Source organism: Nostoc sp. LEGE 12447, from assembly GCF_015206985.1.
Taxonomy (GTDB): domain Bacteria; phylum Cyanobacteriota; class Cyanobacteriia; order Cyanobacteriales; family Nostocaceae; genus Nostoc.
Window position 1 is genome coordinate 20,521 of the sequence record NZ_JADEXT010000021.1, and the last position, 20,762, is coordinate 41,282.

The window sequence follows — 20,762 nt, forward strand, 5'->3', positions numbered from 1 at the left end:
TACACTCATCTAGATTACAAATGGAGGCAAAAGCTAATCTAATGAGAATTTCTGATGATGTAGTAGGATTTTTAACTACTAGTATTGCAATTCAAAAGCAATCAAAGCTTTTCCAGAAAATTTAAGAAAAATGGTGTCGATAATAATTTGTTGCCTTGTAAAAATTGCACTCAAACTTAATCCCTAAACCCTTCACTAAAAGGTAAGGGTAGTAAGAATTAGCCCCTCTATCTCTGTGGAGGAGAGGTTTAGGGAGGGATTATATCAATAAGTTATGTGTGGCTTTAATCAAAAATAAAGCCTGATTAATTTGGATTAGACAACCAATTTAGCTATACGATTCAGTTATCGGAGCTAACTCGGTATTATATGCAGGTTAACAAGAAAGTTAACATTCTTTTACTTAAATTAACTAAGCTAATGATTAAATGAACTCTGAAATTTATACATACTTAATAGTATGTACAATTTCAGTCACAGCGTAGCATTGCAGACAATTTTTGGCAATGTTCAATTCGATTTTGTTCACGGGTTAATTTAATAGAACTTATACAAAACTACACACGGTAGGGGCAATTCATGAATTGCCTCTACCTGAGAATCAGGGTCAAGAGGACTTTTCAAACATCCTCTTATAGCAGTTCTCAGCCTTTGTGAGGTACAAGAACCCCAACCCCCTCACCGCGTAAGCGGTAAGGGGGCTATCTATATCAGGCTATCAACGACAACATTGATTTGGTTGATAAATATTTCTACCTCAGAACCTCTGCTAAGGTGCTAGTCGAGTAGAAGTAGTTGACAAAACGCATAGTTTTTGAAGAGGCTATGCCAACACCCACGCTTGCCCCTAAATTGGGGGTTTTCCTTAGCTATAATTTGGCAGACTTCACCAGTTTGGTAGATGTTTGATACTTTCGTTCGCTCCATTATTCACTGCACTACATCTTTGACGATTCTACCAGTCGACAAATGCTGTGATCAAGTTACAGAGGTGTCCCAGAAGGCTGTTGCACTATATTGTTAACAGTTTTTGGTTCTACAAAAGCTTCTCTACCTGTAATCAATCTAGAGCGACGATTGCGAGTGATATAATTCCATGCCCACTGAAATACTACTAGTAATTTAGTGTCAAACTCGATTAAGAAGTAGATGTGAACTAATAGCCAAAATGCCCAAGCAATGAAACCTGTGAGTTTGATTAAGCTTAAATCTACAACAGCTAAATTTTGCCCAATCATCGCCAAACTACCCACATCGTTGTAATGAAATTGTGGCAAAGTCTTACCTTGAAGCCGTCGTCGAATTAGTTTACCTACATACTCTCCTTGTTGTTTAGCTACAGGTGCAACACCAGGTAAAGGTTTAGCATCTTGATGGGAGAAGTTGGCTAAATCTCCAATTACGAAAATGTTGTCATAACCCTCGATAGACAAGTCAGGTTCTACAATTACACGCCCAGAGTAATCGCGCTCTACACCTGTAGTTTCTGCTAAGACTTTCCCCATTGGGGAACCTTGAACACCTGCTGCCCACAAGATAGTTTTTGAGGCAATTTCTGTAAATTCATTGTCTTGCTTGAAAGTAACAATATCACCTTCAATATTTGTCACTCTGGTGTGAGTGTGGAGTTCTACACCCAACTTTTGCAAAGATACTGCTGCTGATGCCGATAACTCTGGCACCATGTGTGGGAGGATGCGAGGGCCCCCTTGTAATAGTAAAATTTTCGTTTCTGAAGTGTCGATGCTGCGGAAATCTTCTTTGAGAGTTTTGTATGCCAATTCTGCGATCGCACCTGCTAATTCTACACCAGTCGGGCCACCCCCTACAATCACAAAACTCAACCAAGCACGGCGTTTTTCGGGATCAGTTTCTTTTTCTGCTGCTTCAAATGCGCCAAATATCCGGCGACGCATTTCTATCGCATCTTCCACAGTTTTCAAGCCAGGAGCAACTTCTTCCCAATGATCCTTACCAAAATAGGAATGGTTAGCACCTGTGGCAACAATTAATGTGTCATAAGGTACTACTTCATCACCCAAAATAACTTGTTGCGCTTTTGGATCAATATCATTTACTTCTCCCAACAACACCTTTGTATTCTTGCTTTTGCTGAATACAGATCGCAATGGTGCGGAAATATCAGAAGGTGATAGCGTACCTGTGGCAACTTGATATAAAAGTGGCTGAAATAGGTGAAAGTTTCGTTTATCAATGAGAGTAACATTTACATTCGCTGCATTCAGACCCTTTGCTGCATACAGTCCACCAAAGCCACCACCAACAATGACAACCCGATGTGGTGCATTCTTTTCAAGTGAGACTTCCATACGAGATATTTCCTTGTGTTAAGAACTTGTAACTATTCTTAACAAAGATGTAACAGCATTATGATAGTGGTTGCTGTTTATTTAGAACAATTGAAAAAATACTAAAAGTATCCAAAGTTAGTATCCACTACTTCTACTGGACTGCTTCTCTAGATATCCCTCTTTCAAGAAACAAGGCAGGAGGCAGGAGGCAGGAGGCAGGAGGCAGGAGGCAGGAGGCAGGAGGAAAGAGGATTTGGCTTGTTTCTCCCATCCATAAAGGAAGTGAGCGCGTCCGTAAACAGCTTGTGTCACTTTCCTCAGATAAAAGATGAAGTCTTTGCTACACAAGAGTTTCATGATAAAGCGACGATGATATTTATCATACTAGAAAATAAAGCCACAAACCCAACCCTAGTCTAAGGTTTAAGCATTGCTTTTGATTCTTGTGTTTGGAGAGTGACCGAAGAGGTAGGGGAGCAGGGGGCAGGGGAGACAAGGGGACAAGAGATGAGAACTTGAAACAAGTCTTTCCCCTTGTCCCCAATTCCCAATTCCCAATTCCCAATCAGTATCCTGCTTTCTTGTCTACGACATTCCGCAAGGGATGACCAGTTTGATAGCGTTTAAGATTGTCGATAAACAATTGTGCTATGCGCTCTTTCAGTCGTGGTGACAGGGCTGAACAATGGGGGGTGATAAAGGCGTTCGGCAACGACCACAAGGGACTTTCCGGTGGTAGAGGTTCTGTAGCCACTGTATCTAATCCAGCACCTGCAATCCATCCCTCACTTAGTGCGGTGAATAATGCTGTTTCATCAACGATCGCACCACGAGCAATATTAATTAAGTAAGCAGACTGACGCATAGAGCGTAAGGTGGCTTCATCGATCAAGCCTTTCGTTTCTGGGGTTAGTGGCGTGGCAATTACTACATAGTCGGCTGCTGGTAGGAGCGATCGCCATTCATCAGTACCAACAATCTTGTCAAAATTCGGTAGAGGTTCGGGATGGCGGCGGCTCCCCCAAACTTTAACACCAAAGGCTTTAGCACGAGACGCGATCGCTTGACCTATATTCCCAGTGCCGAGAATTAATAAAGTCGCGTCTGCTAACTCTTCGAGAAACACTCCTCTTACCCAGGTGTGTTCATCCTGCAAAGTTTGCAATTTTCGCAGATTCTTGGCGTGATACAGCATGAATGCTAGTACAAATTCCGAAATTGGAATCGCGTGAACCCCTGCGCCATTAGTCAGGATAATATCTTTTTGTAAAAAATTTGGCGTAAGGATGTGATTCACGCCAGCACTCGGTGACTGTTGCCAACGCAGCCTAGGTGCTGCTGTCAGCACTTTGTCAAGAGTAGAAGTTTTCAAGTAAAATCCATTGACATAAACTTCTGCATCACTGGCATCACCATCAAGATTACCTTCACTATCCACCTCCACAACATCTATATCAGATGGTAGGTGTGGCTCAATATCAGCAATGAGATGATCGGGTAAAATCAGTTTCACCATTTGCTACTCCCTAATTCCATTTTGGATTTTGGATTGTGTAACCCAATCGGCAACACCTCTTCATTTTTAATTTTTAATTTTTAATTATTTAGTATCCTGCTTCTTTGTCTACTACATTTCGTAATGGTTGACCAGCTTGGTAACGCTTCAGATTGTCGATAAATAGTGCTATTGAACGCTGTTTGCTTCTTGGTGAATGGCCTGAAGTATGAGGTGTGATAAAGATATTAGGAAGTGACCACAAAGGACTTTCGGGTGGTAACGGTTCTGAGTTAACTGTGTCTAATGCTGCACCTGCAATCCAACCTTCTGTGAGTGCTTTTATTAAAGCCGATTCATCGACTACACCACCGCGAGCAATATTAATTAGGTAGGCATGTTTTGGGAGCGATCGCAATACAGATTCATCAATAAATTCTTTGGTTTCTGGAGTTAGGGGTGTTGCAATAACTACATAATCAACTCCTGGCAGGAGCGATCGCCATTCATCAGCACCCACTACTTTATCAAAATTTGGTAGCTCTTGGGGATGACGGCGACTGCCAATAATTCTTAAGCCGAAGGGTTTGGCACGGGCGGCGATTTCTTGACCAATACCACCGGCACCGATAATTAGTAAGGTCGCATCTGTCAATTCTTGGATGGCAAAGCCTCTTTTCCAGTGACGTTCCGCTTGTAGAGTATATAATTCTTGCAGGTGTTTGGCATGAGCTAGGATATAAGCGATCGCAAATTCTGCGATCGGAACTCCATGCACCCCAGCCCCATTTGTGAGGATAATATCTCTTTCCAAATAAGTTGGTGTCAGGATGTGATTCACTCCTGCATTTGGTGCATGATGCCAACGTAGTGCAGGTGCTGCTGCTATTATTTTATGTAGCGTCGGACTTCTGGTTAAAAACCAACTAAAATAAACCTCAGCATCAGTAGTATCCCCATCTAAATTTCCTTCAACATCTACTGTGACAACCTCTGTATCAGGCGGTAGATGAGGCTCAATATCAGCAACGAGATCGAGCGGTAAGATCAGTTTCATGGTAGATAACCTCTTTTCTCTTTACAGAAATATCTCTATAAATTGCTTCTGATTTACTAATAAATAAAAGCACTATTTACTAAATCATTTGTGGCAATATCTCTTTATTCTCTCTGTGTTCTCTGCGTCTCTGCGGTTTGCTTTGAAGGAGAATTAAAAATCAAGCGCTTTTTTGGTCAGAATACCTAATGTAATTCTGGCTCTTGACTCCTGTCTCGATAAAAAATTATTTTCCGCAGATTAGATAACTATATTAATAACATTGATTCTCGAAGTAGCCTATTTTTACCACAGCTACCTCAAGCATTACATTAATCAACTAACGAAAGCTAAATCTCAACTACTCAACTGCAACAATTGGTTATTTGACTGAGTACTTTCATTGCTCATTACTCGCTGGAGAACTGCTTCTCTAATATTGATAAACACTTCACTACTTCTATCTCGTGGGCGTGAAAGTTTCACAGGTAGATCGAGAGAAATCTGTCCTTCATCAATCACTATCACTCGGTCTGCCAACGCCACAGCTTCTTCTACATCGTGAGTCACTAAAAATGCAGTAAATCTCCGCTCTTGCCATAAGTTCTCAATCAAACCCTGCATCTCTAGGCGAGTTAAAGCATCCAATGCTCCTAAAGGTTCATCTAACAACAACAAACGGGGCTGACTAACTAATGCCCTTGCCAATGACACCCGTTGCCGTTGTCCACCAGATAAGACATAAGGCCACTCATCAGCTCTATCTTTGAGTCCGACTTTATCGAGTGCCCACAAAGCTTTTTCACGCCAATTGCCTTCCAAGCCTAACCCCACATTCTGAACAACGCGCTTCCACGGCAGTAAACGGGGGTCTTGAAACATCACTGTTACAGAGCGGCTGAGTCTACGCAGTGGTTCTCCATCCAGCAGTATTCCGCCTGAAGTTGCTTTATCTAATCCTGATACCAGACGCAATAAGGTACTTTTACCACAACCACTACGTCCGACGATAGCGACAAATTCACCTGCTTCAACTTCTAAATTTAGCGAGTTTAAAACAGTTTTCTTCCCGAAAGCTTTCGTCAAATCCAAAATACTTAGTTGCGTACCTTGTACATTATAAATCACTTGCAAAACCTCATTTTTTTAGAACAATTGGGATTGAATTTTTGGGTAACATATTGCATTGAAAATCACACTTAGAATCAAGACATTTAAGTTTTGCTCTTGGTGATTTTGCCATTTATGATCTTTGATAGTTAGGATTCCAAGCCAAGAATTTGGTTTCTAATCCTCTGGCAACAGCATCTGCTAATTTACCCAGCAGTGCATAGATAACAATACTCAAAACCACAACATCAGTTTGCATAAATTCACGGGCATTCATTGCCATATAACCAAGTCCAGAATCTGCTGCGATCGTTTCTGCCACAATTAATGTCAGCCACATAATCCCCAAAGAAAAACGGACACCGACGAGAATTGAAGATAAGGCTCCTGGAAAAATAATTTGCCACAGAAGTTGTGGGGTTTTCAATCCATAGACTTTTCCCATTTCAATCAGTCCAGGATCTACACTGCGAATGCCATGAAATGTATTAAGATATAACGGGAAAAATACTCCCATAGACACTAAAAATAATCTAGCTTGATCGCCGATACCAAACCAGAGAATTACCAGGGGAATTAATGCCAGATTAGGGATAGTACGGAGCATTTGCAAGGAACTATCCAATAACTTTTCTGCTATACGGGAAAAGCCATTGAGCAATCCCAAACCGAACCCAATACTGCCACCAACTATAAAACCAGATATCGCCCGTCCAGCGCTTATTCCTATATGCTGAAAAAGTTCTCCGGTGGAGGCTAGTCTAATGGCTGTAGCGATTACGCCACTAGGGGCAGGTAAAATTCTGGTTGAAAGTAAACCAGTTCTGGAAGCAAATTCCCAAAGTACTAGCACTAGAACGGGCACAATCCAGGGAACTATTTTATCGATTTGCGGGTTTTCTAACACCTCGCTCAGGGATATATTATTGTTTCTTTTGGTGTGTTTAAGGGTAATAGTCATGGGATTTTAGATTTCCGCAAAGATGAATCTAGAAGCTTCGTCAACATAATTCGTAATTAAAGAGCAAATTACGAATTACGAATTATTCATGAAGCGCTCGTTAGTTGTTTAGCAAATTTTTCACTGCTAACTATTTCGCTAACAGTACTCAAGACTGGTGGCGTTAGCGGTGCAGTTTGTTTCTGCAAAGGTAAACGTGGAAATAATAATTCAGCTGTGCGATATGCCTCTTCTAAATGGGGATATCCAGAGAACACAAAGGTTTCTATGCCCAAATCTTGATATTCCAGCATCCTAGCGGCAACAGTATCGGGATCTCCAACTAGGGCTGTACCAGCACCACCCCGCACTAATCCAATTCCTGTCCATAGGTTGGGGCTAATCTCTAGGGTTTCTCGACTACCACTATGTAGTTGACTCATCCGTCGCTGTCCTTCAGAATCAGAACTAGCTAGGTGTTGTTGAGCTTTTGCGATCGCATCCTCATCAACATACTTAATTAACTCATTGGCAGCATCCCAAGCCGCAGACTCGGTTTCTCGCACAATTACATGTAAGCGAATCCCAAAGCGGACTGTTCTACCTTGTTCAGCCGCCAATCGTTTAACCTCAGCAATCTTTTGAGCAACTTGCTGTGGAGGTTCGCCCCAAGTTAGATAAACATCTATATGTTTAGCAGCAACCCGCTTTGCAGCCGCAGATGAGCCACCAAACCACAATGGTGGATAGGGTTTTTGGACTGGTGGGAATAGGAGTTTACCACCTTTGATATCCAGGTAGTTTCCTTTAAAATCGACTGTTTCCCCACTGACGATACCCCGCCAAACGGTAAGAAATTCATCGGTTAAATCATAGCGATCGTCATGACTAAGATGCAAGCCATCTCCAGCGAGTTGCACCGGATCTCCACCTGTCACCACATTAATTAACAATCTTCCTTTAGAAATCCGATCAAATGTTGCTGCCATCCGTGCAGCAGCACCTGGAGAAGTAATTCCTGGACGAATTGCCACGAGAAATTTCATCTGCTTGGTGACAGATATAAAAGCAGCGGCAGTTATCCAAGCATCTTCACAAGAACTCCCTGTAGGTAACAATGCGCCTGTGTAGCCTAAACTATCCACAGCTTGGGCAATTTGCTGCAAATAATCAGGTGTGGCAACACGAGAGCCAATATCTGTACCTAAATAGCGTCCGTCATGAGATCCAGTAGGAATAAACCAGAGAATTTCCATATCTATCAGGGTATGAGAACTTAATATACGATTATCCGATCGAATTGCCGTATTTTATAGACAAAATTCTACCCGATATTATCTAAAAATCAAGCCTAATTTAACCATTAGTAAAAAAGGGCTGCCTGAATAGAGAACTTCTTAGTGGGTAATTTTGACACTTTTGTAGTCAGAATTGCTGTGTTGGAAAATACAACTTTTAATCGAGTAAGGCAAAAAGGAGGCAGGAGGCAATAGGCAGGAGGCAGGAGGCAGGAGGAATCCCAATACTTCTAGGTTAAGGGGAAAGGGGGAAGGGGAAAGAAAAAACCTTTAACCCTTACCCTTTTCCCTTTACCCAAAATCCGATTCCGAATTAAAAATGCACAAAGCGGGAAGTATTGGGAGGAATCCCCATAAATATAGGGGATTTTTACCGAGTGAACTATCTGCGGCGATCGCCTACGGCACGCTAAGTAAACTGGCGTGAAAAAAATCTAAGTATGTTACGAAACGCAAACTGCTGTAAAACCCTTACTAATGACCAATGACAAAGGACAAATGACAGCCTTAGTCAGTTAGCTTTAACTTCGCCGACCTACTCACGCGATCGCAGTTGCTTGGGTTGAGTTGACCTAACCAATAATTTTGATATATTTTCTCTTCATGAATAAATACTGGGTCTTGCATTGTAACAAGCTCTATGCAAAGATAATTTTACGCAAAATCCGGTAAATCTATCGACTTATAGTTTTATCTGCTTTTCTTAACAACTGAGATTGTGAAATCTAGCTGCTTACTAATTAGTGTATTCAGCTAATGTTAATTGTCAATCAATACCTTGAATTTAATTCAAGATTTAGTCGATGCCAGTAGCCATTGATGAATTTTGTTGCCTTATCTCACCAGTTGCGCTCCAATATCAAACCGAATTTTGAATTTTGTTTTGAGAATTTTCTATGAGTTTTGGAGTCTACACTGAATTACCTAGTAATGGTTACGATACTTATCGCGGATTTGCACTTTTCTTACTAGGGGAACCTTTGCTAACTCATTAACTAATGGTTTAGCACAAATATTTCATCAATAATTTCTGCTAGTTTCTCTGTCAAAGCTAGAGCTAATTTATTCGTTTTTCAGGTTGAGGAGTTCAAGAGTAATGTCGAATTTTCGCTCTAAATATAGATACATAATGTTCACGTTCTTGTTGCTAGATATTCTAGCCATTCTGGTTTTTTATCCAGTAAAAAGTCACGCTGAACTCCCTAAATCTGATGTATCTACTGCTGAAGCAGAAGTGAACAAAGCTCCAGAAGCAATTGTCAATCAAACACTAGAAAGTTCAACGATAGAGACAGAAGGCAAAGGGCCAGGAGAGATCGCATCTCCTCCTGCTTCCTGTGCGCTATCCTGCGTCCTACCTTCTTCTTCAATTCCACCGCTAACTAGTAAAAAGGCTACCAACCCAGAACGAGTCACACCTGTCTCGCAATTGTTGGAAGTTGCACCACCGACTAATAAAAAAGCTCCAAATAATGCAGCAGGACAAGTAACATCCGTCTCACAATTGTCAGATGTTTTGCCCACAGATTGGGCATTTCAAGCATTACAGTCTTTGGTGGAGCGCTACGGTGTAATTGCTGGATATACAGATGACACATTTAAAGGGAATCGTGCCCTAACACGGTATGAATTTGCTGCTGGGTTGAATGCTGCTTTAGATCGCCTCAATGAATTAATAGCGACTTCAACGGCAGATTTGGTCAAACGAGAAGACTTGGATGCCATCAAAAAACTACAAGAACAATTTTCTCCAGAACTTGCTCAATTTCGGGGACGCTTAGATAACTTGGAAACGCGGACTGCGAAATTAGAGGCAAATCAGTTTACAACCACAACTAAACTCATAGGTCGAGCGCAGATTGTTCTTGGCTCACTTCTGGCTGGCAATAATGTCGTTAGCAAAAGACCCGCACCTCGCAATGTCACACTTCAAGGTTCAACTTCTTTACGGTTAAACACCAGTTTTAACGGTAAAGATTCACTAAGCTTATCGCTGTCAGGTGGAAATATTGAATCATTGGGACAAACAAGAGCCGGATTATTAGGAACTTTTGAGGGGAGAACTGCTGATAACTCCAGTATTACCTTTGCACGTAATACTATTCTTCTCGGTGGTGTGCGGTATCGTTTTTTACCTAATCCAGATACTCAAGTTAACATTTATGCTCTGTCTGATGGAGCTAGTGAGATAGGTCTTTCTGGCCCTATCAATCCATATTTTGAATCGTCTTCTGCAACCGGCGCTAATGGAATTTCACGATTTTCACGGCGGTCTTTAGTCTATAACTATGGAGATAGCGGGCCCGGAATTGCCATACTCCAAAAATTAGGCAAACAGGTTCAAGTGGGGATAGCGTATAGCGCACCAAACGGCGGTAATCCCACAGCTAATAATGGCTTATTTACAGGCAGGTATTTAGCTCTGGCACAGATAATTTACTACTCCTCTAATCGAAATTTTCGGGTAGCGGCAACTTACGTCAATACTTATAGTCCAGCGAATACCCAAGGTCTAAGCGGAACAAACTTCGGTCCAGCAGTCGGTAGTAACCTGGTAAACAGCACCGTAGCTGGAGCGGGAACTGTAGCCAATCTTTATGGACTACAGGCGTTCTATCAAGTTAATTCCAAGTTGGCAATTAATGGATGGATAAGTTATGGAGCGCACCGCTATTTGGGGCGCGGTGATGGTAGTGCAATGGATTGGGCCGTAGGACTAGCATTCCCGGATCTTTTTAGTGAGGGTGCTTTAGGGGGGATTTTAGTTGGTATGGAGCCGAAACTTACCAGGCTCAGTCAGGGTGTAAATTTGGGAGCAGGTGCTGGACAAGCAGACAAAGATACCTCCCTGCACGTTGAGGCATTTTACCAATATAAAATCGGAGATAATATTGAGGTGACACCGGGTTTAATCTGGATTACTGCACCGGACTCTGATGCCAACAATCCTGATAGTTTATTTGCTTGGGTTCGTACTGTCTTTAGGTTTTAATCGGGAAAACTAAAGATATAGGTTTTCTAGTAATGTAGAACTTTGACCGAAGAGGCAGGGGAGGTAGAGGGCAGGGAGCAGGGGGCAGGGGGAGCAACGCGAAAAAGTGAGATCATCGTGAAGTGAGCAGGGGGAAGTAAAGAGAACCTTTTAGTACTTTTTACTACCGCAATACCTCTGAATACACTTGTTTCTTTGTCTCCCCCTGCCTCCCCTGCCCCCTGCCCCCTTGACATTCCCCAGACTGAACAAATATCGCTACACTGGCATATCCTTAATAATGGATTGTCAAAAACTTAACTGTTCTCAAGATTCTTCCGGCTGTGAAAAACATCTTGAGGACATTTTGTTTTTGACTCGTTTATGCGAGTTAATTAAAAAGGATATTTGCGAAAGATGGGTTGTGTTACAAAAAAAGTAGGAGTAGAGTTCTAGTGTGGAACTTGAAAACTGGTATTTTACTACTCACACTGAGTTGCATAATTGCAACTGGTATAGCAGTATACCTGATTGGTGGCATTGAACCAGCACAAATTCAGGCTTTGCTGAAAGCTTCTGGTATCTGGGCACCGATTATTTATGTTGCTTTGTATGTTGTAGCAACTATGTTAGTTCTGCCCTCAACAGTGTTGAATTTGACTGGAGGTGCAATTTTTGGCCCTTGGCTGGGTACTTTCTGGACTAGTGTTGGAGCAATAATTGCGGCAATAATTGCTTTCGTTTTTACTAGAACCATTGGACGGCAAACAGTTGCAAAACGACTAGCAGGACGCTGGCAAGCTATGGATGCTGAGGTACGGCGTGGAGGGCTTTTTTATATGTTTGCCATCCGACTAGTACCAATCATGCCTTATGGCTTAGTAAACTTTGTTGCTGGACTGACTTCGATTAGCTTTAAAGATTATGTTGTAGGCACAACACTTGGTACTGTTCCTAGTGTCTTACCTTTTGTACTACTAGGTAGTTCTGGTTTAAAAGCAGTCAAAACAGGTGATTTTTTGCCGCTAGTACTCGCTTTGGGCTTAACTGGAATACTGGTAGCAGGGTCTACTTGGTATCGCCATCGTCGGACTTTTCCTAAAAAAGCTGTAGAAAGCCTGAGAGAATCTGACTCTTCAGATGACATCAACCCGGAGAATAAATAAACTCTAACAATCTGACTTGAATCTTGCTAAGTATACTGAGAACCAAACCATTTATCATGAAAAGCAGTCTGTCAGCTTGGCTGTTGCAAAATTAAACGGAATTCCTAGATGCTACCAAAGTATTCATTGATTGTTCCAATTTATAACGAAGAAGAAATTATACCCGAACTATACCGCAGACTAAGTGCAGTAATGAATCGGCTAGATGGTCTTGTCGAATTAATTTTAATCAATGATGGTAGCCGCGATCGCTCCTTACAATTAATACGAGAACTCCATCAAAAAGACCCACGCATTTGCTACCTGAGTTTTGCTCGTAACTTTGGTCATCAAATTGCAGTTACTGCTGGTCTTAATTTTGTTCGGGGTCAAGTTATTATCATCCTTGATGCTGACTTACAAGATCCGCCAGAACTAATCCCAGACATGATTGAAAAATGGCGACAGGGCTATCAGGTCGTCTACGCTCAACGCACTCAACGTCTCAAGGAAGGATGGTTTAAGCGTTTTACTGCCTACTTTTTTTATCGTCTCCTCAAGAAGCTTGCAGATGTATATATTCCTACTGATACTGGTGATTTTTGTTTAATGGATCGGCAAATTGTAGATATTCTCAATTCTATGCCAGAACGTACCCGCTACATTCGTGGTTTGCGTTCTTGGGTTGGCTTTCAGCAAACAGCAATTCGGTTCGAGCGCGATCCCCGCTTTGCTGGGGAAGTTAAATACACTTTCAGCAAATCTTTGGCCCTTGCTATTAATGGTCTAGTATCCTTTTCAATAGTGCCACTGCGGTTGTCAACCTACTTAGGCTTATTAGCGGCGGCGGCGGCTATCTTCATGGCTTTATTAATCTTGTATTGGCGGCTTTTTCTCCCCCATTCGCCTTTAACCGGGTTCACGATTATTTTGATGGCAATTTTCTTTCTCGGATCTGTGCAGTTAGTCAGTGTTGGCATCTTAGGCGAATATATAGGGCGCATCTATGAAGAAGTTAAAGCTAGACCCCTTTATACTTTGGCAGAGATAGGTGGCTTCTATTCTAAATCTCCTAATTCAACACATCATAATACTGACAAACTAGTTGAGGCTCCCCACCTTAAAAGAGATGAGGATTCTTAAGACATTTCTACCGCTCGTGGCCTTGCTATCCTCCGTTGTAGAGAATTCATTATTAATTCTATTAGCGGATAACTAGGGTTTAGCTCGTCCTGACACCTGAATTCTGTTTTGATAAATTTACATTTGAATTTGTTAAAATGCTTGCTTTTTATCTCAAACTGTGGAAAGCTTTGTTATATAAATAAACTACGGTTCATCGATCAAGTTAAAGGATTTTTATTCTGGCTAAATGAGCCATAAATAGAGGCTACTGAGAAGTCCTCAAGTAAATGGGCAAACAGATTTCTGAATATTTTGCAGCATCGATGGGGTGAAGACTTGATGCTTAAGACTTTATCGATAGAGGGAAATGCTAGATGCTGAAGACGTTAACAACCGATTTTGAACTCGACTTAGAAGCAGATGTGCTTGTGATTGGGGGTGGCCCAGCTGGAACTTGGGCGGCTTGGAGTGCTGCATCAAATGGAGCAAAAGTTGTCCTGGTAGACAAAGGATATTGTGGTACGACTGGATGCGCTGCGGCATCTGGAAATGGTGTGTGGTATGTGCCGCCTGACCCAGAAGCACGAGAAACTGCAAAGGCGAGTCGGGAATCGTTAGGTGGGTTTTTGTCTGATCGCAATTGGATGGATCGAGTACTGGATCAGACCTATGCAAACGTCAATCAGCTAGCAGAGTGGGGTTATCCCTTCCCTACCGACGATGAAGGCAAACCCTATCGGCGATCACTGCAAGGGCCTGAGTATATGCGGCTGATGCGGCGGCAAATTCAACGGGCAGGAGTCAAGATTTTAGATAACAGCCCCGCCTTAGAACTACTGGTAGATGACGATGGTGCTGTTGCTGGTGCAACAGGTGTGAACCGTCAGACTGGTGAGAAATGGGTGGTGCGATCGCAGTCCACAATTATCGCCACAGGTGGCTGTGCGTTTCTCAGTAAAGCGTTAGGATGCAACGTCCTGACAGGGGATGGTTATCTGATGGCTGCTGAAGCAGGTGCTGAGATGTCAGGTATGGAATTTTCCAATGCCTATGGCATCTCCCCCGCTTTTTCTTCAGTTACCAAAACCCTGTTTTATAATTGGGCAACTTTCACCTACGAAGACGGTAGTGTGATTCCGGGTGCAAGTTCTCATAGACGGTCAGTAATTGCCCAGACATTACTGCAACAGCCAGTTTACGCCATCATAGACAAAGCGGCGGAATCGATGCGGCCATCTATGCGTTTAGCACAGCCCAACTTCTTTTTACCCTTCGATCGTGCAGGTATCGATCCCTTTACCCAACGTTTCCCTGTGACTCTGCGTTTAGAGGGAACTGTGCGCGGTACGGGAGGAATTCGGATTGTCGATGAGAGTTGTGCTAGTTCAGTGCGGGGACTTTACGCTGCTGGAGATGCGGCTACACGCGAACTAATTTGTGGCGGATTTACTGGCGGTGGTAGCCACAACGCAGCTTGGGCAATATCTTCTGGCTATTGGTCGGGTAAATCGGCTGCTGAATATAGCCGCAGCTTGGGAGAATACAAAACTCAACGACAAGTTAAGGGTGTTGGAGAGGTAGGATTACAGAGTGGGAGCGTAGCTTGCCGCCGAAGGCATCGCTCCTTAGCGACTGATGAAATTATTCAAGCAGTCCAAGCTGAAGTATTCCCCTACGAAAAGAACTATTTCCGTACAGAACAAGGCTTAACCGAGTCTTTGAGTAAGCTAAATCATCTTTGGCAAGAACTCCGCAACAGCCAGGTAACATCAGATAAAGAGCTAATCCGGGCGCGAGAAGCTACGGCAATGGTAGCCACAGCACGATGGATGTACAGTAGTGCCATTGAACGTAAAGAAACTCGTGGGATGCACAAACATCAAGACTATCCAGAACTTGATGCTAACCAGCAACATCACCTGATTAGCGGCGGATTAGATCAGGTTTGGGTGAAGAGTCAGCCGCTAAGTACAGAAAAGCCTTTATCTAAAATAGGAGCAGCAGTGTGATTGAGTTGGTCAGCGAATCGCGGTGTATAAAATGTAATATCTGCGTGAATATTTGTCCAACCAACGTGTTTGACCGTGTAGCTGATGCGCCGCCAACTATTGCCCGACAGAGTGACTGTCAAACCTGTTATATGTGCGAATTGTATTGTCCAGTTGATGCCCTTTATGTTGCACCAGAAAGCGATATGAAGACTTTAGTCAACGAGGCAGAATTGGCAGAAGTTGGGCTGCTGGGTAGTTACCGGGAAAACATCGGTTGGGGGCATAAACGCACTTCAACAGCAAAAGCGGATCAAACATTCCAAATTTTGAAGCAGATGAAGTAGTGCGGCGGAGAAAAAAGTCATGCTGGCATTAAAAAAGGCAGGAAGCAAGAAGCAGGAAGCAGAACGTAGTCCTATAAAAATTAGGTATTTTGAGTCTAGTGACTGTTTTCAAACTCGAAGATCCCCCCTAACCCCCCTTAAAAAGGGGGGAAAAGAAATTCTTAAAGCCCTTCTTTTTAAGGAGGGAAAAGAAATTCTTAAAGCCCCCCTTTTTAAGGGGGGTTGGGGGGATCTTCAAAGACGAGGTTGCTTAACGAGAGGTTTGGAAACACGCCCTAGATACCTTATGTCTAGTACAAGATTATCAACCTCAGTAGCTTGTGTCCTACTGCTAGTAACTACAGGATGTAGCCAAGGCGAAACTAAATCTGCTCAATCCATTGAGGCTGTTAATGTTAACAACGCTGTTGCTGCATCTAATAATATTTCTACCCTACGAATAGGTTATGTAGGTAGTTCAGAACCTACAGGGGCACTTGGTTGGGCAAAGAAAAAGGGAATATTAGAGCGTGAGTTGCAAAAAGTGGGATTTAAAAACATTACTTTTGCAAGGTTTCCTAACGGGCCGGATCTAAATGAGGCGCTTGTCGCCGGACAATTAGATGTTGGTTCTTTAGGCGATACACCAGCCATAGTTTTGAAAGCTAGGGGTCAAGAAACCCGACTGTTGCGGATTAGCCAATTTAATACAACCGCCTGGTTAGTAGCGAAAAAGAATGGTGCGCGATCGCTTGCTGAACTTAAGGGTGAAAAAATAGCTACCCAAAAAGGCTCTTATATGCACCGATACCTGCTGGGTCTATTAGCTGAAGCTAAAATTGCCAAGGATGTAAAAGTTGTTCACTTAATGACTACTGAGGCAAAAGCGGCTTTAGAACGTGGTGATGTAGCAGCTTATGCAACCTCTAGCGATCTAGGGCCTTTTCTGAAATCACAAGGGTTTCCAGTTATTGATTCTTCTGCGAATCATAAGGGTCTTTCAGGGACATCATTAGTTGTAGCAACTGAAAGTTTTCTGGCAAAACAGCCTGATTTCCCACAGAAATTTAATGCAATTCTCACAGAAGCAGCTAAGGATTTAAAAACTAATTCTGAAGAATATTATCAGTATCATGCTCAAACTACTAAATATCCCATCGATATTATAAAAGTATCGTTCCCACTCAAACAGGTATCAGAAGAACCATTACCAGCCGACGGAGTGAAACTTTTAGAGGGAACAAAGAAATTTTTAGTCTCGCAGGGTTTAGCAAAGTCGGACTTTAAATTAACAGACTGGGTTGCTGAAGAAAAATAAGAAATGGGGAGTGGAGAGTAGGGGAGATGAAGAAGATGAGGAGGCAGAAATCAGTAACTTTTCTGAGCAAGAAAAACAAATTTCTGTAATTAAGTCTTTCAAAGGTGCAACTTCCAAGCTCAAAGGTGCAACTTCCAAGCTCAAAGGTGCAACTTCCAAGCTCAAAGGTGCAACTTCCAAGCTCAAAGGTGCAACTTCCAGGCTCAAAGGCGCAACTCCCAAGCTTAAAGGTGCAACTTCCAGGTTCAAAGGCGCAACTCCCAAGCTCAAAGGCGCAACTTCCAGGTTCAAAGGCGCAACTCCCAAGCTCAAAGGCGCAACTCCCAAGCTCAAAGGTTCAACTTCCAAGCTCAAAGGCTCAACTTCCAAGCTTATAAACTTAGGACTCACGCAATAACTCTCTGAAACTCTCATTCCTTCGTGTCCTTTGCGCCTTTGCGGTTCGTTTTTCCATTATTTTCCGTAAGTCCTGTAACTTTCCGCTTCCCTCTTGACCAATCCATTTGAAAATCTAGGTAAAATGGCCATGACTATTGCACTAGACCGTCCACATAAAACCAAGTCTGCTCAAATCCGCGAAAAACTTGGTTATCCGATCATTGATACCGATGTACATACTCAAGAATTTCCCCCAGCATTCTTAGACTATTTAGAGCAAGTTGCTGGAACTGCGATCGCAGAGCGTTTTCAAGAACACTTACCCGGTGCATCTCGCTCTAAATGGTTTAAACAATCTTGGGAAGAACGCCGCACTTACCGCACCGCCCGTCCTCCTTTCTGGACTCGTCCCACTAACGACGCTTTAAATTTAGCTACCGTTAGTTTGCCAAAGTTACTCCACGAACGCTTACAAGAAGCTGGTACAGACTTTGCCGTTGTGTACCCGAACTTGGCAACGATGGCTCCACACATCGGCAATGAAGAAATGCGGCGGGCTGTTTGTCGTGCAGCTAATACTTACCATGCTGATATTTTCCGCCCTTATAGCGATCGCTTAACACCCATTGCTGCTATCCCAATGAATACGCCCGAAGAGGCGATCGCAGAATTGGAATATGCGGTAAATATTCTGGGACTCAAAGCCATTCAAATCCCCGGACATATCCGCCGCCCGATTCCCGCCTTTGAGAAGTATGGCGAAGAAGTAGCCAACGAAGCCATCTGGATTGACACTTTTGGGTTGGATAGTAAATATGATTACGATCCCTTCTGGGCAAAGTGCGTAGAACTGAAAGTTGTTCCCACCACCCACTCTTCCGGTATGGGCTGGATCAATCGCCGTTCCATTAGCAATTACCAATACAACCATATTGGTCACTTTGCATCGGCTGCGGAAGCATTATGTAAATCTTTATTCTTTGGTGGTGTAACTCACCGCTTCCCCACACTCAAGTTTGCTTTCTTAGAAGGAGGTGCAGCTTGGGGTGCTAGTTTGTACACCGATTTGATTTGGCACTGGGATACTCGCAATAAAGATCATTTGGTGGAAAATAACAATCCCGCCAATATCGAGCGCGAAGAATTACTAGAACTATATACCCGTTACGGTGGCGAATTAGTACATGGCCGTTTGGATCAACTAGGTAGCGGTTTAGGTTTCCACGCTGAGTTATTATCTCCCCTAGAGCCTGGTGATTTGGATGAATTCGCCGTTGCAGGAGTTACCAAGCCAGAAGATATCCGCGATCGCTTCTTGAATCATTTCTACTTCGGCACAGAATCAGATGATACCCGTGTAGCTCAAGCTTTTAACCGGAAAGCTAACCCTTATGGCGATCGCGTTAAAGCTTTCTTGGGTTCCGATTCTGGTCATTGGGACGTACCTGATATTACTGCGATCGCTGCTAATACTTATTCAATGGTAGAACGCAAGATTATCAGCGAAGAAGATTTGCAATACTTCCTGTCAATTCATCCCTTGGAGTTGTACACCAGCCTGAATCGTGACTTTTTTAAGGGTACGGCCGTCGAGAAAACAGCAGATGAATTTGTGGCTGGGAAATTAAGCTAAGAGACGCGATAAATCGCCGTCTCTACAAAGGATTGATTCTACATCTTTACCAATCCCTACAAACATTTGAATAATTAGGGTAAACTATCATGACGATCGCTCTAGACCGCCCACAAAAAACTAGGTCTGCTCAAATTCGGGAAAAACTTGGTTATCCGATCATTGACACTGATGTACATACCCAAGAATTTGAACCAGCAGTCTTGGATTATTTAGAGCAAGTTGGTGGAACTGAAATTGTCGAACGTTTCAAAGAAAATTTACCGGGAGCTTCCCGTTTTAAGTGGTACAAGCAAAGTTGGGAAGAACGTTTTGCTTATCGCTCCAATCGCCCTAACTGGTGGGGTCGTCCAACAAAAAATACTTTGAATTTGGCTACCATTAGCTTGCCCAAGTTGTTGCATGAGCGCTTGCAAGAAGCAGGTACAGACTTTGCCGTTGTGTACCCCAACTTGGCAACGATGGCCCCGAATATCGGCAACGAAGAAATGCGGCGGGCTGTTTGTCGAGCAGTTAACACCTACCATGCTGATATTTTCCGTCCTTATAGCGATCGCTTAACACCCATCGCCGCCATTCCCCTGCATACTCCCGAAGAAGGGATTGAAGAATTGGAATATGCGGTAAATGTTCTGGGACTCAAAGCAATTCAAATCCCCGGTTACGTCCGTCGGCCAATTCCTGCCTTTGAAAAATATGGCAAAGAAGTCGCTAACGAAGTGGTTTGGATTGATAACTTTGGCTTAGATAGCCAATATGATTACGATCCATTCTGGGCTAAGTGCGTAGAACTGAAAGTTGTACCCACAACTCACGCTTCTAGCCAAGGTTGGACAACACAGCGTTCTGTCACCAACGCTCAGTACAATCACATTAATCACTTTGCCTTTGCAGCCGAAGCATTATGCAAATCGCTGTTCTTTGGTGGAGTTACCCGCCGCTTCCCACAATTAAAGTTTGCCTTCTTAGAAGGTGGTTCAGCTTGGGGTGCTAGTCTATACGCTGATATTATTTGGCACTGGGAAACCCGCAACAAACAACATTTGTTGTCAAATAACAACCCTGCCCTGATTGACAAGGAAGCATTAGTAGAGTTGTATACTCGCTACGGTGGCGAACTTGTAGATGGACGCTTAGATAAAATTGGTGACGGTTTAGGATTCCACCATCAACTATTAGCGCCAGAAGATCCTGGCCAACTCGACGAATTTGAACTAGCGGGAATTGAGAAGCCAGAAGATGTGCGCGATCGCTTCTTGAATCATTTCTACTTCGGTACAGAATCAGACGATACCCGTGTAAGCCAAGCTTTTAATCGTGCAGCTAATCCTTTTGGCGATAGAGTTAAAGCCTTCTTAGGTTCAGATTCCGGTCACTGGGATGTGCCAGATATCACCGCCGTTACTGCCAACGCTTACTCAATGGCAGAACGCGAAATCATTACCGAAGAAGACCTGCGCTATTTCCTCTCCATCCATCCCTTAGAGTTGTACACCAGCCTCAATCAAGACTTCTTCAAGGGTACAGGTGTTGAGAAAGCCGCAAACGAATATTTAGCGGCTAAGAAATAACTGTCATTAGTCATTAGTCATTGGTCATTTGCAAAGGACTAATGACAAAGGACAATTACAACGTTCCATGTTCCATTTCCTCTGTTCACTTGTAGCGTGGGCCTTGCCCACTCTAC

At 43.0% G+C, this 20,762-nt stretch carries 15 protein-coding genes; 9 read left to right on the forward strand and 6 right to left on the reverse strand.

Features of this window, described 5'->3' with window-relative positions; translation table 11 throughout:
• Positions 1-983: 983 nt before the first annotated feature.
• From IQ274_RS20610 to ssuD, 6 genes are all read right to left on the reverse strand, one after another.
• Positions 984-2,330 (reverse strand): NAD(P)/FAD-dependent oxidoreductase, encoded by a 1,347-nt coding sequence (locus IQ274_RS20610; protein WP_163926737.1) that lies wholly within the window; start codon positions 2,328-2,330, stop codon positions 984-986.
• 547 nt (positions 2,331-2,877) lie between these two features.
• A complete protein-coding gene (locus IQ274_RS20615) occupies positions 2,878-3,828 on the reverse strand; it encodes a D-2-hydroxyacid dehydrogenase (protein ID WP_194143283.1) in 951 nt (316 codons plus the stop codon).
• A gap of 88 nt (positions 3,829-3,916) precedes the next feature.
• Positions 3,917-4,864, reverse strand: a complete 948-nt coding sequence (locus IQ274_RS20620; RefSeq protein ID WP_194143284.1) for a D-2-hydroxyacid dehydrogenase — start codon at positions 4,862-4,864, stop codon at positions 3,917-3,919.
• A gap of 336 nt (positions 4,865-5,200) precedes the next feature.
• Positions 5,201-5,971, reverse strand: coding sequence for an ATP-binding cassette domain-containing protein (locus tag IQ274_RS20625; RefSeq protein ID WP_194143285.1), 771 nt, complete (start codon positions 5,969-5,971; stop codon positions 5,201-5,203).
• Between the two features lie 115 nt (positions 5,972-6,086).
• Positions 6,087-6,914, reverse strand: a complete 828-nt coding sequence (ssuC, locus tag IQ274_RS20630) for an aliphatic sulfonate ABC transporter permease SsuC (RefSeq protein ID WP_114081405.1) — start codon at positions 6,912-6,914, stop codon at positions 6,087-6,089.
• A gap of 86 nt (positions 6,915-7,000) precedes the next feature.
• Positions 7,001-8,149, reverse strand: coding sequence for an FMNH2-dependent alkanesulfonate monooxygenase (gene ssuD / locus IQ274_RS20635; RefSeq protein WP_163926741.1), 1,149 nt, complete (start codon positions 8,147-8,149; stop codon positions 7,001-7,003).
• Between the two features lie 1,138 nt (positions 8,150-9,287).
• On the opposite strand from ssuD, the gene IQ274_RS20640 reads away from it, so the two are divergent.
• The 9 genes from IQ274_RS20640 (at position 9,288) to IQ274_RS20680 (ending at position 20,646) form a co-directional block, all read left to right on the forward strand.
• Entirely contained in the window at positions 9,288-11,183 is a 1,896-nt protein-coding gene (locus tag IQ274_RS20640; RefSeq protein ID WP_194143286.1) for an iron uptake porin, read from the forward strand.
• A 434-nt stretch (positions 11,184-11,617) separates the two neighbouring features.
• The gene (locus IQ274_RS20645; protein WP_163936615.1) at positions 11,618-12,328 is read left to right on the forward strand and encodes a VTT domain-containing protein; all 711 of its coding nucleotides are present in this window, start codon (positions 11,618-11,620) and stop codon (positions 12,326-12,328) included.
• Between the two features lie 108 nt (positions 12,329-12,436).
• On the forward strand, positions 12,437-13,450 hold the full coding sequence (locus IQ274_RS20650; RefSeq protein WP_194143287.1) for a glycosyltransferase family 2 protein: 1,014 nt from the start codon (positions 12,437-12,439) through the stop codon (positions 13,448-13,450).
• Positions 13,451-13,806: 356 nt separating this feature from the next.
• Complete coding sequence (locus IQ274_RS20655; protein ID WP_194143288.1) at positions 13,807-15,441, forward strand: FAD-dependent oxidoreductase; 1,635 nt, start codon at positions 13,807-13,809, stop codon at positions 15,439-15,441.
• Positions 15,438-15,767, forward strand: a complete 330-nt coding sequence (locus IQ274_RS20660) for a 4Fe-4S binding protein (protein WP_194143289.1) — start codon at positions 15,438-15,440, stop codon at positions 15,765-15,767. The genes IQ274_RS20655 and IQ274_RS20660 overlap by 4 nt, the downstream gene beginning before the upstream one ends.
• A gap of 286 nt (positions 15,768-16,053) precedes the next feature.
• Positions 16,054-17,064 (forward strand): ABC transporter substrate-binding protein, encoded by a 1,011-nt coding sequence (locus tag IQ274_RS20665; RefSeq protein ID WP_194143290.1) that lies wholly within the window; start codon positions 16,054-16,056, stop codon positions 17,062-17,064.
• A gap of 10 nt (positions 17,065-17,074) precedes the next feature.
• A complete protein-coding gene (locus IQ274_RS20670) occupies positions 17,075-17,461 on the forward strand; it encodes a hypothetical protein (RefSeq protein WP_194143291.1) in 387 nt (128 codons plus the stop codon).
• Between the two features lie 129 nt (positions 17,462-17,590).
• On the forward strand, positions 17,591-19,075 hold the full coding sequence (locus IQ274_RS20675; protein WP_194143292.1) for an amidohydrolase family protein: 1,485 nt from the start codon (positions 17,591-17,593) through the stop codon (positions 19,073-19,075).
• An 89-nt stretch (positions 19,076-19,164) separates the two neighbouring features.
• Complete coding sequence (locus tag IQ274_RS20680; protein WP_163936594.1) at positions 19,165-20,646, forward strand: amidohydrolase family protein; 1,482 nt, start codon at positions 19,165-19,167, stop codon at positions 20,644-20,646.
• Positions 20,647-20,762 lie beyond the last annotated feature (116 nt).